The organism is Pseudomonas viridiflava, from assembly GCF_900602065.1.
Taxonomy (GTDB): domain Bacteria; phylum Pseudomonadota; class Gammaproteobacteria; order Pseudomonadales; family Pseudomonadaceae; genus Aquipseudomonas.
On the sequence record NZ_UWFN01000347.1, the window covers coordinates 104,124 to 118,289 of the forward strand.

Consider the following 14,166-nt stretch of genomic DNA (forward strand, 5'->3'; position numbering starts at 1 on the left):
TCGTAAAAATCAGGATGGACGCAAGTCGTTGATCGCCTCGGCCAGATGCCGGACCAGACGCTGCATTTCGTCGACCGTGTTGTAGTGCGCAATCGATACCCGCACCACACCGCCGAACCGGGCCAGGCCCAACTGTTCGATCAAGTGTCGCGCGTAGAAGTCACCGAAGCGAATCCCGATCCTGTGTTCGTCAATGCGCCGCACGATGGCTTCCGATTGCACGCCCTCCACCACGAAGCTGATGGTCGGCACCCGATCACCCGCCGTTACCTGAGGCTTGCCGATAATCCGCACGCCTGCTGTTTCACGCAGAAATGACAACAGGGTTTCGGCGAGCAAATCTTCCTGTACTTCGAACGCATCGAATGCAGCTTGCATGATCTGGCGTGGGCTGCCGCTGGCCCCCAGACGCTGACCGATATCCAGCAGGTATTCATTGATGCCCATGCAGCCGTAAGACAGTTCGTAGTTGAGGTTGCCCGGTTGCAGCTTGTAAGGGATCACGTCCTGCCCGATGAAAAAGTGATTGAGGCTCGGCAGTTCAAGTAGCGCCTCGCGATGCCCCCACAGGACTGCGAAGTGCGGGCCGAACACCTTGTAGAAACTGAACACGTAGTAATCAGCGCCGCTGGCCTGCACATCTACCAGACGATGGGGCGCATACGCCACGGCATCGACGCACAACTTGCCGCCCACGGCATGCACACGACGGGCGACTTCGGCCACCGGGTTGACGCTGCCCAGAATGTTCGACGCGTGGGTCATGGCCACATAGCGGGTACGCGAGCCAAGCAGTGCATCCAGATCGTCGAGCTCCAGTTCCAGCGTTTGCGGATCGACTGACCATACTCGCAACGTCGCACCACGCTCCTCGCACAACCGCTGCCACGGGCCGATATTGGCTTCGTGATCGCTGTGGGTAACGATGATTTCATCGCCGCTGTTAATCGAGGGCGCAATGGCGCGGCAGAGGATTTGCAGCAAGTGCGTGGTCGAGCCGCCCATCACGCATTCTTCGGGGTGATAGGCGTTGATCAGTTGTGCCACGGACTCTCGGGCTTGTAGCACCAACGCACCGGCTGAAGCCGATCCGTTGTAGGACGCGCCCAATTGCACGCTGCTGTGAATCAGGTAGTCGCGGACCCGCTCAGCCACGCGCCCAAGCACCGCCGAACCACCGGCGTTGTCCAGATACGCAAAACCATCGGCCAGCATGGGGAACTGGCGGCGAACATAATCGATATCGAGGGCGTTCAATTGGGCAGTCTCCAAAAGGAATCAGTGGTGCAGGATGGCCTGCAAAAAGGCCTGTGTTCGCGGTTCCTGAGGCGCCGTGAAAAAGGCTTCGGGTTTGTTCTGTTCGATGATCCGGCCGCTTTCCATAAAGATCACCCGGTCGGCGACTTTACGGGCGAAGCCCATCTCATGGGTGACCACGACCATGGTCACGCCTGAGCGCGCCAGGTTTTGCATGACATCGAGCACCTCACCGACCATTTCCGGGTCCAGCGCAGAAGTCGGTTCGTCGAACAGAATTACCCGTGGCTCCATGGCCATGGTTCGGGCAATCGCCACGCGTTGTTGCTGACCACCGGAAAGCTGGCCGGGGTATTTGTCGGCGTGTGCGCTCATGCCGACCTTTTCCAGCAATACCCGCGCTCGATCCTGAGCATCACGGCGCGATAAGCCGCGCACCCGCACCGGTGCCAGCGCCACATTGGCCAGCACCGTCATGTGCGGATACAGATTGAAATTCTGGAAGACCATGCCGACTTCACAGCGAATACCTGCCAGTTTCGGTCCAGTTTCGACCCGCTGATCAGCTACCCGAATCTCGCCTTCCTGATACTCCTCCAGCAGATTGATGCAGCGAATCAGCGTGGACTTTCCTGAGCCTGACGGCCCGAGAATCACCACCACTTCGCCCTGCTCGACTGACAGGTTGATATCCGCCAGGGCCTGAAACCGGCCATAAAACTTGGCAACACCTTCAATCTGGATGACTGCGCTCATCAGCTCTTCCTCCCCGCGCCGTTGCGCCGCTCGACCCAACTGACCAGTTGCACCAGGGGCAGTAACAGCAACAGATACATAATCGCCGCGCCCACCAGCGGCGTGGGGTTGGCAGAGAGTGCCTGCGCCTGAGTCGCCTGCTTGAGCAGATCCGGCATGGCAACCACCGAAGCGAGTGCAGTGTCCTTCATGACGTTGATGCAGTTACTGGTCATGGGCGGCAGAACAATGCGCATGGCCTGAGGCAGGATCACGTCGCGCATCGTGTTGAAGAAGCTCATGCCCTGCGAGGCCGCCGCTTCGAATTGCCCGCGCGGGATGGCTTCAATACCGGAGCGAAAAATCTCTGCCGAGTATGCGCAGGACACCAGCGATAACGCTGCCACCGCTGCGGCGAACGAAGAAAGACGAATCCCCACAAACGGCAGCGCGTAATAAATCAGCACCAGAAACACCAGCAGTGGGATCGAGCGCATCACATCGATGTAAATCCGCGCCAGCAACCGGATCGGTGCATAGCCATACAGACGTAGCATGGCCAGCAGCAAACCGCCCACCAGACCAAGAATGATGCTGACCACGCCAAGCAACACCGTCACCCCGAGGCCCCGCAGCATCTGCGGCAGTGCGTCGACAAACACACCCCAGTTGAAGAAAGTCTGGACCAGCTCCATCAGGACTCCTTGGTGACAGCGCCGGGCGCCGGGTTTGAACAGTTAGAGGTTATTAGCCGCGCTTATTTGAGTACGTCGACAACCTTGACGGTGCTGGACTCTGGATCGGCATCGGCGCCAAACCACTTCTTGTGCAAGTCAGCAATCACGCCTTCTTTTTTCATGGCGGTGATGATGTCGTTGACCTGAGTCGCAGACGCCCAGCCTTTGGCGTGCATCAGCGAGTACTTCTCGCCAGTGGGAATACGGGCGACCACCCGGTATTGCGGCTTGTCCTTGATGTAATAGAGCACGGCCGGAATATCGCTGATGTAGCCGTCCATACGCCCGGAAGCCAGGTCGAGCATCGCCGGGGAAAGCCCTTCGTAACGGGACACATCGCCAAACTTGTACTCGGCCTGATGCGCAGTCACCCACATGTCACCCGTGGAGCCTGTGTCTACGCCGACCACTTTGCCCTGCATGCCTTTGAGGCCATCAATGCCCGATTTGGTCAGCACCGACAGTGACTGATCGCTGTCGTAATACGGCTGAGCGAATCCCACCGATTCAAGACGTTTGGGGGTAATCGTAATCGACGAAATAGCGATGTCTGCACGCTTGGACTGCACGGCACTGAACAGGCCGTTGAAAGGAATATTCACAAACTCGACTGTCTTGCCAGCACGCTTGGCGACTTCTTTGACCACATCGACTTCAAAGCCGACGATCTCGCCTTTGGCGTCCTGAAACTCCCAAGGCACGTTGCCCACGTTGGCACCCACCGTCCAGTCCGCCGCCCAGGTAGAGGCCGAAAACGCAGTGGCCACCGCCATACTCAAGAGTACTTTCACGTTCATCAATTGCTCCCGAACTCAGTCGTTTCAAGAAGTCGCCAGCAGGCGGGTCGAGGAACAGACTAGGAGCAAGAATCAAATAATTCAACAGTTTTAAATAATGAATTAAATGCTTCAATGCAGTGCAAAAGCCTGCCGATTTGGTGCGGCCAGACGGTGCGGTGCGCTACGGGGAGGCTTGGGTAAAAATCAGCTGAAGGGTTGCGTGGTGTGCACTGATGCGGGGCAGGCCGATGATGTGATTACAGAAATATCCGATGCTTTTGTAGGAACGCTCTCGAACGCTCTGCACCCGAATTTACCCTGAGCTCTGGTGATACGTTTCGCCTCTTGCCATAGGGGGACAATAATGCAAATTCCGGAAGCGCCCGAAAACGTATCAATTCTTGAGAACATGCACGTAGCCCGCCGCAAAAGACACTCCTTACAGGACGGCTCGGCGTTTCTCTACTCCTGGTTTTATAAGCAGGTCCGCAATAGAGGTCCTTGGGATTACAAACAGCGATCTGCGCGCTATGAGGCACTTGGAAATTTCAACTACGGAGCCGCAGGCACGGCAGCGGGTATACCATCTTCGCGGCTGCTGCGGGCGGCAGGAATGGCACAGACTGCCGCGGGAACCTCCAGACCACAATTCGGTGTCTGGTGGCGAGATGCACCATACGGAGATGATCCCAATGACCAATTCTGGATCAAACAAGGAATAGCTTATGCTCGCTCCAGAGGCTTCTAGATTGATGATCCGATGTATCGCCTACATGACTCTTGCTGCTTGCCTGCTACATGCAGGCTGGACTTGGCTCAATCAACCTGGCAATCCAGAACTGGATCAGGTTGTACTCAAATACTCACTGGCAAATGGCGGCTTCATCTATGGGGTCAGAGACAATCGCGGCGGTGCCACGGTGGGGTTTAGCTATCGATTTTACGCGCATAACGCACTTGTCGGCGATGAAGACATCAAGCGGGTTCTCATAGAAGAGCACCCGTTTCTTGTCACTAAAGATCCAAACGTCAGCATCGTCGGGCAGGACAAGAAAATCTTGGTATCCGTGAAAGGTCAGGTCTATTCATTCTCGAGCAGAACATTTTTCAACAACTCTGACGGCTCGGGCGTCACTCCTATTGATGTCGACCTGGTTGTCCAGACACCTGAATAGCGTCGGGTTACGGATCACCAGTTCAGGAGATTTCCGAAGGCGAACACAACTCTATGTAGGAGTGAGCTTGCTCGCGATTTCGATTTTTCTGTCGATAAGTCATCGCCTGACCTAACGCTATCGCGAGCAAGCTCACTCCTACAGGCCCCTATACTTGCCTCGATACAGCGTCGGCGCACCCGCTACTCACAACACATAAAAACAAATCGCCACGAAGTGCAGCAGACTCCCGGCTATCACGAACAAATGCCAGATGCCGTGCCAGTGGCGAAAGCGGGTGTCGTAGGCGAAGAAGATGATGCCGATGGTGTACAGCGCGCCACCCGCCGCGAGCCAGGTAAAGCCCGCAGTGCCCAGTGCGGCAATCAGCGGTTTGACCGCCACCAGCACGATCCAGCCCATAACCGCATAGATCACGATAGACATGATCCGCGCTTCGGAGCGCGGTTTGATTTCCTGCAGGATGCCGATCACTGCCAGGCCCCAGACCACGCCGAATAACGTCCAGCCCCAGGGGCCGCGCAAGGTCACCAGACAAAACGGCGTGTAGCTGCCTGCAATCAACAAATAGATCGAAAAGTGATCAACCTTCTGCATGATCGTTTTCGCCCGCCCGCGCACGCTGTGGTACACGGTCGATGCGCTGTACAGCGCCACTAGCGTTACGCCGTAGATCGCGACGCTGACAATCTTCCAGATATCGCCCTGCAAACTGGCAATCGCCAGCAGCCAGACAGCCCCTACCAAAGCCAATACCGCACCGACCAGATGCGACCAGGCGTTGAATTTTTCTCCGTAATACATCCGCACACTACCTCATCGTTCTGAACTGCTGCGCAAGGCTCTAGCTTAGGGACGTAAAGCGCAAGCCATGCGTTAGCCAAACAGTTTTTTATTACAGCCAGTGGCTATCTAAATGTGCACAATCGGGGCACTCAAACAAGAAGCCTCACGACATGCAAATCGACGATGAGTTGACCCTGAAAAAACTGGAAATATTCCTGGCGTTCATGCGCACCGGCAACCTGACCAAAGCGGCCGCGGACCTGAACACCAGTAACGTCAGCGTGCACCGCGCGATTCACTCACTGGAAAGCGCCTTGCGTTGCCCGCTGTTCAAGCATGAAGGCCGCAACCTGACTCCGCTGGAAAGTGCCTACGTGCTGGAAGAGCGTGCTCAGAAGCTGATTCAGGACGTGCTCGCCACGGTTGAGCTGACACGTCAGGCAGCCGGGTTTTCCGCAGCACGCTTCAAGCTGGGCTCACTGTATTCACTGACGGTGAAGACTGTGCCGCAGTTGATCATGGGCCTGAAGATTCGCCGTAGCGAGCTCAACATCGACTTGATCATGGGCTCTAACATCGACCTGTTCTACAAGCTGAAGAACATGGAAGTGGACGCGATTCTGGTGTCACTGGACGAGAGCGTCAACGACCCGGATTGTGAGCATCTGTCGCTTTTTTCCGATGATATTTTCCTGGCCGTCCCCGCCGACTCGCCGTTCTCACAGCACAGCGAAGTGGACCTTAGCGACCTGCGCGAAGCGACGTTCATTACCCTGACCCAAGGCTTCGCCACACATCGCGATGGCATCCGGGTTTTTCAGCAGGCGGGGTTTGAACCAAAAGTGGCAATGCAGGTGAACGACATCTTCACCTTGCTGAGCATGGTCAGCTCTGGCGTAGGGTATGCGCTGTTGCCGGGGCGTATTGCAGCGGTTTACGAGAACCGGGTGAAGCTGATCCCGCTGCAAGAGCGATATCGCATGCAGCAGCACATCGGCATGGTGTTTCTGAAATCGAAAGAGCGCGACCCGAATCTGCTGGCGTTGATTGCGGAGGGAAGGATGTATGCCAATCGGCTGACATCCGCGTAGAACCCGCACGAATGCAATTTCCTGTGGGAGCCGAGCTTGCTCGCGATAAAGCTGGACGCGATCTAAAGTGAACCGCGTCATCGTTCATCGCGAGCAAGCTCAGCTCCCACAAGGGATACAGTGCGAACAGTAATCAACCGACAATAGCCCTCACGACGAAGTACAACAGCGACGGCCCCAGCAGGCAGCCCAAACCTGTGTGGAACGTTGCGGTCAACGCGCCGTAAGGCACCAGTCGCCGATCGGTCGCAGCCAAGCCAGCCGTCACACCGCTTACAGTACCTGCCAGACCGCCGAAGACCATCGCCGAACGCGGGTTATCCAGGCCCATCCAGCGTGCCGCCATCGGTGTGCCAACCATCACGATGATCGCCTTGATCAAGCCAGTCGCGATTGATAGCGCCATCACATCCGACGTGGCACCCAATGCCGCGCCGGTGACCGGGCCAACGATATAGGTCACTGCGCCCGCGCCGATGGTGGTCATGCTTACCGCATCGCGATAGCCAAACACCCAGGCGATGCTCGCGCCGACAATGAACGGCAGGATCGTGCCAAGCAGCAGCGCAATCACGCCAATCATTCCGGCTTTGCGCGCTTCAGTTGCCTGCACTTCGAACGCGGTGGCAACGATGGCGAAGTCACGCAGCATGGCGCCGCCCATCAGCCCGATACCGGAAAACAACGTCACGTCCGCCAGGCCTTTTTGCCCGCCGGTCATCGTGCCGCCGACCCACGCCAGAACCAGGCCGATGACAATGGCGATGGCCGAGCCATGCACCCTGCCGAACGTCAGGCGCTTGGAAAGCACGACAGAGATCCACATCACCACGCCCACAAAGGCAAATGCCGTCACCAGCCCGTTGCTGATCAAACCCTTATCAATGATTTCCCACATATCAGCGGCTCCCTGCTGGCGTTGGCGAAGGCGTTGGTACCGGCGTGATGCCCGGAATGATCACCGGCTCTTCCGGAGGCAGCGGCTCGCCCTTGTTGACGCGACTGATCAAGGCAATGGTGCAACCGCACAAGACCACCGAGCCTACGGCAGCGAGCACCGCGACAGGGCCGCCTTTGAGGGCCGTAACAACGTTTTGCTGAGCCGCCATCGCGACCACCACCGGGATGTACATGGCGCCCCAGAAGCCGACGCCCATCTCGCATTCCTTGCTCATGCCGCCGCGCTTCTCCATCCACAGACGGGCACAGATCAGCAGGATCATCGCGATCCCGACACCACCGACGTTGGATTTGACGCCCAGCATCACGCCAAGCAAGTCACCGAGAATCACCCCTGCCAGCATGCAGATAGCCAGCAGTGCTACACCGTAGATAATCATTATTGTTATTCCTCAGTTTGCCTTACGAAGTTGTTGTTCTTGTTCTTCGAAACGGTCCAACGTCCGTGCGCTCTATGGGTTGCGGCGGCCCTCCTCACGCGACAGCGCGACCAGACTGTCCAGGCGAGCGCCTTGAAACGCGACGACCGTTCCTTGTTCGAAGACTTTGCGCGCCAGCCCGGTCAATACCGTGCCCGGCGGGAATTCGAGATGCAGACGTGCGCCGCGCTCGTAAGCGGTTTGCACCGTGCTGCGCCAATCGATGACGCGGCACATGTTGAAGGCCAGATCGTCACGCAGCTTGTCCGCGGTCAGCATTGGTCGCGCCGTGCTGCCGCTCAGATAGCGTACGGCGGGAGCGCTGATCGTCACGTTGGCGAAAGCCTCAGCCAAGGCCTGCGCAGGTTGCTCAAGCAGCGCACAATGAGACGGCACGCTCACCGCCAGGCGCTTGACCGTTGCCGCTCCGCTGGCTTTTGCCAGGCGCGCCACGTCAGCCATCGCCTCGATGCTTCCGGCGATCACAAACTGGTTATCGGCGTTGATATTGGCCAGATACACCGGACTTTCAGGGCCGTGAACATCAGCCACCAGCGCTTCGACGGCGGTCTGATCCAGCCCGATAATCGCCGTCATGCCATAGCCCTCAGGATAGGCGTTCTGCATCAGTTCACCGCGCAACGCCACCAGCCGAACGGCGTCCGCAAAGCCCAGCGAACCGGCAACAACTGCTGCCGGATACGCACCGATGGACAAACCGGCAACGGTGTCCGGCACGCAGCCCTGGGTTTGTAAAAGACGCGCACTGGCGACCCCGGCAATCAACAAACACAACTGCACTGCGCGAGTGGACTGCAGCGCTTGTTCAGAATCCAGCAGCAATACGTCTTCGCCCAACGCATCGCATGCTTCACTCAGGCAATCACGAATCGATTGCTCATCTGGCAACTGATTCAACATGCCCGGCTGCTGCGCGCCCTGGCCGGGGAACACCCAAAAGCTGCTCATGCGCAGGCCTCGGTCGGCTGCCAGGGTTGGGTGACCAACCAGGCACCGTGCTCACTCTTGAGCAAAACCTGACGCGAAGCACCCGCCCACTCGCGCAATGCCAGCGCGCCAAAAGGCGTCTGTAATTGCACGTCGATTCGACACACGGAGCGGTCCAGAACCTTCACCAACTCGCCAGCCCATTCACGGCTGACAAAGCGCGGCGTGCGCACAATCAAATCCAGGTCACTGTTCTGATGCAGAGCCGCCACACCGCTGGCCAATTCAAAGCCAGCACTGCCGCTCACGCCCCAAGGCAGCGCCAGCAAATCCATCAACGGACGAATCTGATCCAGTGCTTGCAGCGCAGGCCAATCGTGCGCTCCTTGAACATGCGTCAACTGCTCAGGACGCACGCAACGCTCGATAGCATCCCGTGGCATCAGTGCCGCAAACCGCTGCTCACGACGCGGACCACGGATACCCACCGCGACAAGCGCTCGCGGTGCCAATGAACGACGCACCACCACCGGATGCTCAAGGCGTACAGCCTCAAACACCCAGTCCGGCGCATTGGCAGGCAAGGCAGACACAGGCATGCCCCACAACAAATCGTGGGGCAGCACTGCCAGATCAGCGTTCATTTACCACTGCGCCCGCAGCAGTTCGCGCACTTTTGACGAGGCTTGGCGATTGCTCGCGCCAAGTCGGCTGCTCAGGTCATTCCCTGTGGCCTTCACGTCTTTGATCGCACTGTTCAGCACCTCCTGAACCTGGCTGATATCTTCGCCGGAGGGCTGTTCGATCTGGCTGACCGACAAGGTCTCCCAGAGCAAGCCAAGGCTGGCGTAGTTCTCGATGTCGTACGCCATGGGCGGGATGCTGGAAGCGAGTTTTTCCAGTTCGTCGACGCTGCGTAAGGTGACTCGCGCCGCCGACTCTTTGCCCATGGCGTGCACCATAACGCCGGGATCACGAAGGGCAATCAGCCGATTGGCCTGATAACCGTGAGCCAGAAACGCACCGGACATGGCCTTGCCAACCAGCAAACCAATGACCGGATGGCCCGCCAGTCGCGCACGGGCATAACTGTCTACCGCACCGGCCAACGCTTGATGAATCCCGAGCGCTTCTTCGCGTCGGCCATACGCCTGACTCGGCACATCAACGATAGCGATCAATGCGCGCTTGTGTTCGTTATCACGATCCAGCTCGATGGCGGAATCCACGGCCTTGGCCAGACCCCAACCTTCCAGTAATCCGACCTCGCCACTGCGAGCGCGCGGAAACCGGTTGTCAGCATCGGCAACCACCGCCAGAAAACGCACCGGCTGATCACCCAGTATTCCATCGGCAGCCTTGACTGAATGAGGCAAACCCACCACTTCGGCCGCATTGGCGCTGAGCGCCTTGAACCAGTTCAAACCTCTTTGGGAAGCGCTCATGGCTTGGCTCCTTTGGATTGCGGCTCTGTATAGAGATCGCGCACGGTTTGCGGATCGACTTGTGAAGTGGTGTCGAGACGCGCCAGACGATGCAGAAAGGTTTCGTACTGGCTGCTGCGCTCCTGAGCCGGAACACCGAGGCTGATCCAGCCGGTCACTTGTTCACGAATCGCCTGCACGTCGTCAGCGGCAAAACCGTCCACCAGATGACTGGCGTAACGCTGCTCGCCTCCGGTCAGGCTCCAGATGAAAGGCCGATCGCGGGAGTCGTATTCTTCGATACCCGCTTCCTGCTCGATCACTTGCGGGCCGTTCAAGCCAAGCCGTGCTTCCTGAGTCACCAACAGGTAACTGCACAAGCCCGCCGCGATGGACATGCCTCCAAAACAACCGACGCTGCCCGCCACCACGCCGATCACCGGCTGGTACTGGCGCAGGTCGACAATCGCCGCGTGAATCTCGGCAATCGCAGCCAGCCCAAGGTTGGCTTCCTGCAAGCGCACGCCACCGGTTTCCAGCAGCAAAATCGCGGCAGTCGGAATACCGTTGCGGTTGTCTTCAGCAGCCAGTTCCAGTGCGCCAGCCATTTTCGCGCCGCCTACTTCACCCATGCTGCCGCCCTGAAACGCACCTTCGATGGCGGCGATAACCACCGGCAAACCACCGACCGTACCTTTGGCGACAATCACCCCGTCGTCCGCCTGGGCGACGATGCCTTGCTTGATCAACCAGGGCGACATGACGCGGTCAAACGGCCCAATCAGCTCACGAAAGCTGCCTTCGTCGAGCAGCGCTTTTGCCCGTTGCCGAGCGCCCAATTCGACGAAGCTGTGTTGCTGGAGCAAGCGTGCGGTATCAGTCATGACCAATCTCCTCGAAGCCTTGCTCCAGACGCAAACGAACCACGCCTGGTGTGGCGCCGAAATCGTGAATATCGATGGCCAGCGCAGGTGGCGTCTGACCGTCGAACATGCGCTCGAACAAATGCTGCCAGCGGGCAGACGCGCCATTTACCGACGTCACCACGTTGATCGACAACTTGCCGGGCACTCCGGGTTCAAGCAGCACTTCCAGATCGCCGGATCCGACACAACCCACCAGCGCACGGCCTAGCGGCGGCTGCCCGGCGGGGAATTCAAAAGACAGGGTTTCCATGGTCAGACACTCCTCGATTCAGAGCCGAGCACAGGCTCAAGGCTATCGATGAACAGGCATGCGGCGAGCAAATCGGCAGCGCCACCGGGGGATGCATTGAGCTGCAACAACTGCTGATCCAGCGCGTGCAAACAGCGGCGACCGGCCAGACTCGCACTGCCGCCCGCGTCCAGCACCCGTTGCGCGCCGTGCTGCATGGCGTGCAAACCTTCAAGGCCGGAGCGATACAGCACACAGGTGTCCGCCAACGTGGTCATGATCGCCAGTAAGGCATCGAGTCGCGCGTTCTGCTCGCCACTGGCGTTGGCGCGACTGCGGCGCATTTGCGGCAGGCCTTTTTGCATGACGGCGGGGAAGCCCAGTTGCGCCTGTTCTTTCGCACCCATGGCGCCATAACGCTGGGCCACTTGTGCGCCGTGGCTAAGTTGCGCAACCACGTTGCGGTCTTCAATCAAGGCAAGCTTTGCGGCGCGCAGGGTCAATTGCGCTGCGCTGCAGTTATTCGGTTCAAGCGCGGCAGCGGTGACCAACAGGCCCAAGGCCCAGATCGCGCCACGGTGGGTGTTCACGCCATTCGTGGTGCGCAGCATCGCGGCTTCGCCTTCACGACCGATGCGGCCCAAGGTCTCGCGCAAAGGCTGGCCGATCTCGGAGAACTGCTGGGCCGCTTCAGCCATGTCTTTGAACATTGGCCATAGCGACAACGCCGAGGCGTGCATCAGGCCCAGATGCAGATCGCTGTGCGCGCCACTGCCGCGCCGATCCACCAGTGCAGGTTTAGGTGAAAGGTCCGCTTCATCGATTAACGCTTCAACGGCAAGGTCAGCCAGCTGTTCGGCGAACAACGGGCTGTCAGATTTGGCTTTGTGTGCAAGTGCGCTCATCACCAACTCCTGAATTTGGCAGGTGGGTTGTACAAGCCGCCTGACCACTGAACCAGATCACCGATGCTCTTGGCGGCGAGCAATTCGCGGCTGGCATCGGTGCGGCGGATACCCAGATCTTCCGGCAGCGCAATCAAGCCTTCACGGCGCATGCGGGCGGTGTCTTTGGGGTTATGGCGCATGCCGATGACAGTCACGCCTGCCACCGCTGCGATCATCGCCTGACGCTCTTCAAGGCTGCGTGCCTTGTACAGATAGGCAATGCCTTCTTCGGTGAGCAAATGGGTGACGTCGTCGCCATAGATCATGATTGGCGCGAGGGGCATGCCGCTTTTCTTCGCCACTTCGACCGCGTCGAGGGTTTCCACGAAAGTGGGTTTACCACCCTCCTGGAAGGTCTCGACCATCTGCACCACGAGCTTTTTGCCGCGCTCAAGATAAGCATCCGGGCCGTCGCCGCTCTGTTGGCGCATGTCCAGCCAGGCGGGGGTTGGATGACGACGTCCGTGAGGGTCGTGGCCCATGTTCGGCGCGCCACCAAAACCGGCGAGGCGACCACGGGTGACGGTTGAGGAGTGACCATCACCATCCACTTGCAAGGTCGCACCGATGAAAAGATCCACGGCGTATTGCCCGGCCAGTTGGCAGACCATGCGGTTGGAACGCATAGAGCCGTCACGCCCGGTAAAGAACACATCCGGCCGGGCAGCGATGTAGTTTTCCATCCCCAGTTCAGTGCCGAAGCAGTGCACGCTCTCGACCCAGCCGCTTTCGATGGCGGGGATCAACGTCGGGTGCGGATTGAGCGTCCAGTTGCGGCAGATCTTGCCCTTCAGGCCGAGTGATTCACCGTAGGTCGGCAGGATCAATTCGATGGCGGCGGTGTTGAAACCGATGCCGTGGTTAAGCGACTGCACATTGTGTTTTTCGTAGATGCCGCGGATCGCCATCATCGCCATCAACACGTGTACTGGCTTGATGTGGCGCGGGTCGCGAGTGAACAGCGGTTCGATGTAAAACGGTTTGTCAGCGACCACAACAAAATCGACCCACGACGCCGGGATATCAACGCGAGGCAGATCGCTGACGTCGTCCACCAATTGGTTGACCTGAACGATGACAATGCCGTCGCTGAACGCGGCGGGTTCGATCAAGGCGGGGGTGTCTTCGGTGCTGGGGCCGGTGTAGATGTTGCCTGCCCGGTCGGCCATGAAACCGGCCGAGAGCACGACATTGGGAATCAGATCGACCACGAGCCGCGAGTACAGCTCGATATAGGTATGAATCGCGCCGATTTCCAGCAGGCCGTCTTCCAGCAACTGGCTGATGCGCAGGCTTTGCGTACCGGCAAAGGAGAAATCGAGCTTGCGGGCGATGCCGCGTTCGAAGAGATCCAGATGCTCCGAGCGTCCGACGCTGGGCATGATCATGTGCAGGTCATGCAGCTTGGCCGGGTCGACTTTGGCCAGGGCACGGGAAAGAAAGTCCGCCTGCTTCTGGTTGTTGCCCTCAAGCACCACGCGATCACCGGACACCATCAAGGCTTCCAGCGCTGCGACGATGTTGTCGGTCGGCAACACCACACCATCGGCAAGATGCCGCACCTGCTCGAGCCGCCGCTGTTTCTCGGTGCGACGACGCGACCAGCGCGCGTCGGGGGTCGTTATTGTTGTCATGTCCACTCCACGATTTCGCTGTCGTGGGCCACCTTAGGAGCTAAGGGTGCGGGGCATCAATCAAGTAGAGCGCGGGATCGTTACGGTTGGAGTAATGATAGCGATACGCACCAATGGGA

At 58.7% G+C, this 14,166-nt stretch carries 17 protein-coding genes; 3 read left to right on the plus strand and 14 right to left on the minus strand.

All coding sequences use genetic code 11. From position 1 onward, the window contains the following. Window positions 1-9: 9 nt before the first annotated feature. The 4 genes from EE949_RS26200 to EE949_RS26215 all read right to left on the minus strand — a co-directional run bounded on the left by EE949_RS26200 (window position 10) and on the right by EE949_RS26215 (window position 3,526). Window positions 10-1,257, minus strand: a complete 1,248-nt coding sequence (locus tag EE949_RS26200; protein WP_122666959.1) for a cysteine desulfurase-like protein — start codon at window positions 1,255-1,257, stop codon at window positions 10-12. Between the two features lie 21 nt (window positions 1,258-1,278). Further along, the gene (locus EE949_RS26205; RefSeq protein WP_027902049.1) at window positions 1,279-2,013 is read right to left on the minus strand and encodes an amino acid ABC transporter ATP-binding protein; all 735 of its coding nucleotides are present in this window, start codon (window positions 2,011-2,013) and stop codon (window positions 1,279-1,281) included. Beyond that, complete coding sequence (locus tag EE949_RS26210) at window positions 2,013-2,687, minus strand: amino acid ABC transporter permease (RefSeq protein WP_099267852.1); 675 nt, start codon at window positions 2,685-2,687, stop codon at window positions 2,013-2,015. The genes EE949_RS26205 and EE949_RS26210 overlap by 1 nt, the downstream gene beginning before the upstream one ends. 62 nt (window positions 2,688-2,749) lie before the next feature. Next, complete coding sequence (locus EE949_RS26215; RefSeq protein ID WP_087265699.1) at window positions 2,750-3,526, minus strand: transporter substrate-binding domain-containing protein; 777 nt, start codon at window positions 3,524-3,526, stop codon at window positions 2,750-2,752. A 391-nt stretch (window positions 3,527-3,917) separates the two neighbouring features. On the opposite strand from EE949_RS26215, the gene EE949_RS26220 reads away from it, so the two are divergent. Beyond that, on the plus strand, window positions 3,918-4,256 hold the full coding sequence (locus tag EE949_RS26220) for a polymorphic toxin type 44 domain-containing protein (RefSeq protein WP_122667084.1): 339 nt from the start codon (window positions 3,918-3,920) through the stop codon (window positions 4,254-4,256). After that, a complete protein-coding gene (locus tag EE949_RS26225; RefSeq protein ID WP_205504750.1) occupies window positions 4,234-4,683 on the plus strand; it encodes a hypothetical protein in 450 nt (149 codons plus the stop codon). Before EE949_RS26220 ends, EE949_RS26225 begins: the two co-directional genes overlap by 23 nt. A 186-nt stretch (window positions 4,684-4,869) precedes the next feature. Here the strand turns inward: EE949_RS26225 and trhA are convergent, their stop codons facing one another. After that, complete coding sequence (trhA, locus tag EE949_RS26230; protein WP_122666960.1) at window positions 4,870-5,487, minus strand: PAQR family membrane homeostasis protein TrhA; 618 nt, start codon at window positions 5,485-5,487, stop codon at window positions 4,870-4,872. Window positions 5,488-5,639: 152 nt separating this feature from the next. Here trhA and EE949_RS26235 point away from each other — a divergent pair, with 152 nt between their 5' ends. Further along, window positions 5,640-6,560 (plus strand): LysR family transcriptional regulator, encoded by a 921-nt coding sequence (locus EE949_RS26235; protein WP_122666961.1) that lies wholly within the window; start codon window positions 5,640-5,642, stop codon window positions 6,558-6,560. A gap of 133 nt (window positions 6,561-6,693) precedes the next feature. Here EE949_RS26235 and madM read toward each other — a convergent pair whose 3' ends face one another. The 9 genes from madM to mdcA form a co-directional block, all read right to left on the minus strand. Beyond that, a complete protein-coding gene (gene madM / locus EE949_RS26240; protein ID WP_122395395.1) occupies window positions 6,694-7,458 on the minus strand; it encodes a malonate transporter subunit MadM in 765 nt (254 codons plus the stop codon). 1 nt (window position 7,459) lies between these two features. After that, complete coding sequence (madL, locus tag EE949_RS26245; RefSeq protein ID WP_027901339.1) at window positions 7,460-7,900, minus strand: malonate transporter subunit MadL; 441 nt, start codon at window positions 7,898-7,900, stop codon at window positions 7,460-7,462. Window positions 7,901-7,972: 72 nt separating this feature from the next. Continuing rightward, window positions 7,973-8,908, minus strand: coding sequence for a malonate decarboxylase subunit epsilon (gene mdcH / locus EE949_RS26250; RefSeq protein WP_122666962.1), 936 nt, complete (start codon window positions 8,906-8,908; stop codon window positions 7,973-7,975). Beyond that, window positions 8,905-9,531, minus strand: a complete 627-nt coding sequence (locus EE949_RS26255; RefSeq protein ID WP_122666963.1) for a malonate decarboxylase holo-ACP synthase — start codon at window positions 9,529-9,531, stop codon at window positions 8,905-8,907. Before EE949_RS26255 ends, mdcH begins: the two co-directional genes overlap by 4 nt. Beyond that, a complete protein-coding gene (gene mdcE, locus EE949_RS26260; RefSeq protein ID WP_122666964.1) occupies window positions 9,532-10,332 on the minus strand; it encodes a biotin-independent malonate decarboxylase subunit gamma in 801 nt (266 codons plus the stop codon). Continuing rightward, window positions 10,329-11,195, minus strand: coding sequence for a biotin-independent malonate decarboxylase subunit beta (locus EE949_RS26265; protein ID WP_122666965.1), 867 nt, complete (start codon window positions 11,193-11,195; stop codon window positions 10,329-10,331). The genes mdcE and EE949_RS26265 overlap by 4 nt, the downstream gene beginning before the upstream one ends. After that, window positions 11,188-11,487, minus strand: a complete 300-nt coding sequence (locus EE949_RS26270; protein WP_087265683.1) for a malonate decarboxylase subunit delta — start codon at window positions 11,485-11,487, stop codon at window positions 11,188-11,190. The genes EE949_RS26265 and EE949_RS26270 overlap by 8 nt, the downstream gene beginning before the upstream one ends. Before the next feature lie 2 nt (window positions 11,488-11,489). Continuing rightward, window positions 11,490-12,371, minus strand: a complete 882-nt coding sequence (locus tag EE949_RS26275) for a triphosphoribosyl-dephospho-CoA synthase (protein ID WP_122666966.1) — start codon at window positions 12,369-12,371, stop codon at window positions 11,490-11,492. Continuing rightward, on the minus strand, window positions 12,371-14,047 hold the full coding sequence (mdcA, locus tag EE949_RS26280) for a malonate decarboxylase subunit alpha (protein WP_027901332.1): 1,677 nt from the start codon (window positions 14,045-14,047) through the stop codon (window positions 12,371-12,373). Before mdcA ends, EE949_RS26275 begins: the two co-directional genes overlap by 1 nt. Window positions 14,048-14,166: the final 119 nt, after the last annotated feature.

Excerpts from the sequence above, each read along its gene's own strand:
- EE949_RS26205 (WP_027902049.1), bottom strand. The coding sequence starts at position 2,013 with ATGAGCGCAGTCATCCAGATTGAAGGTGTTGCCAAGTTTTATGGCCGG.
- EE949_RS26210 (WP_099267852.1), bottom strand. The coding sequence starts at position 2,687 with ATGGAGCTGGTCCAGACTTTCTTCAACTGGGGTGTGTTTGTCGACGCA.
- EE949_RS26225 (WP_205504750.1), top strand. The coding sequence starts at position 4,234 with ATGCTCGCTCCAGAGGCTTCTAGATTGATGATCCGATGTATCGCCTAC.
- EE949_RS26275 (WP_122666966.1), bottom strand. The coding sequence starts at position 12,371 with ATGAGCGCACTTGCACACAAAGCCAAATCTGACAGCCCGTTGTTCGCC.
- madL (WP_027901339.1), bottom strand. The coding sequence starts at position 7,900 with ATGATTATCTACGGTGTAGCACTGCTGGCTATCTGCATGCTGGCAGGG.
- trhA (WP_122666960.1), bottom strand. The coding sequence starts at position 5,487 with ATGTATTACGGAGAAAAATTCAACGCCTGGTCGCATCTGGTCGGTGCG.
- EE949_RS26270 (WP_087265683.1), bottom strand. The coding sequence starts at position 11,487 with ATGGAAACCCTGTCTTTTGAATTCCCCGCCGGGCAGCCGCCGCTAGGC.
- EE949_RS26220 (WP_122667084.1), top strand. The coding sequence starts at position 3,918 with ATGCACGTAGCCCGCCGCAAAAGACACTCCTTACAGGACGGCTCGGCG.
- EE949_RS26265 (WP_122666965.1), bottom strand. The coding sequence starts at position 11,195 with ATGACTGATACCGCACGCTTGCTCCAGCAACACAGCTTCGTCGAATTG.
- madM (WP_122395395.1), bottom strand. The coding sequence starts at position 7,458 with ATGTGGGAAATCATTGATAAGGGTTTGATCAGCAACGGGCTGGTGACG.
- EE949_RS26255 (WP_122666963.1), bottom strand. The coding sequence starts at position 9,531 with ATGAACGCTGATCTGGCAGTGCTGCCCCACGATTTGTTGTGGGGCATG.
- mdcA (WP_027901332.1), bottom strand. The coding sequence starts at position 14,047 with ATGACAACAATAACGACCCCCGACGCGCGCTGGTCGCGTCGTCGCACC.
- EE949_RS26215 (WP_087265699.1), bottom strand. The coding sequence starts at position 3,526 with ATGAACGTGAAAGTACTCTTGAGTATGGCGGTGGCCACTGCGTTTTCG.
- mdcH (WP_122666962.1), bottom strand. The coding sequence starts at position 8,908 with ATGAGCAGCTTTTGGGTGTTCCCCGGCCAGGGCGCGCAGCAGCCGGGC.
- EE949_RS26235 (WP_122666961.1), top strand. The coding sequence starts at position 5,640 with ATGCAAATCGACGATGAGTTGACCCTGAAAAAACTGGAAATATTCCTG.
- mdcE (WP_122666964.1), bottom strand. The coding sequence starts at position 10,332 with ATGAGCGCTTCCCAAAGAGGTTTGAACTGGTTCAAGGCGCTCAGCGCC.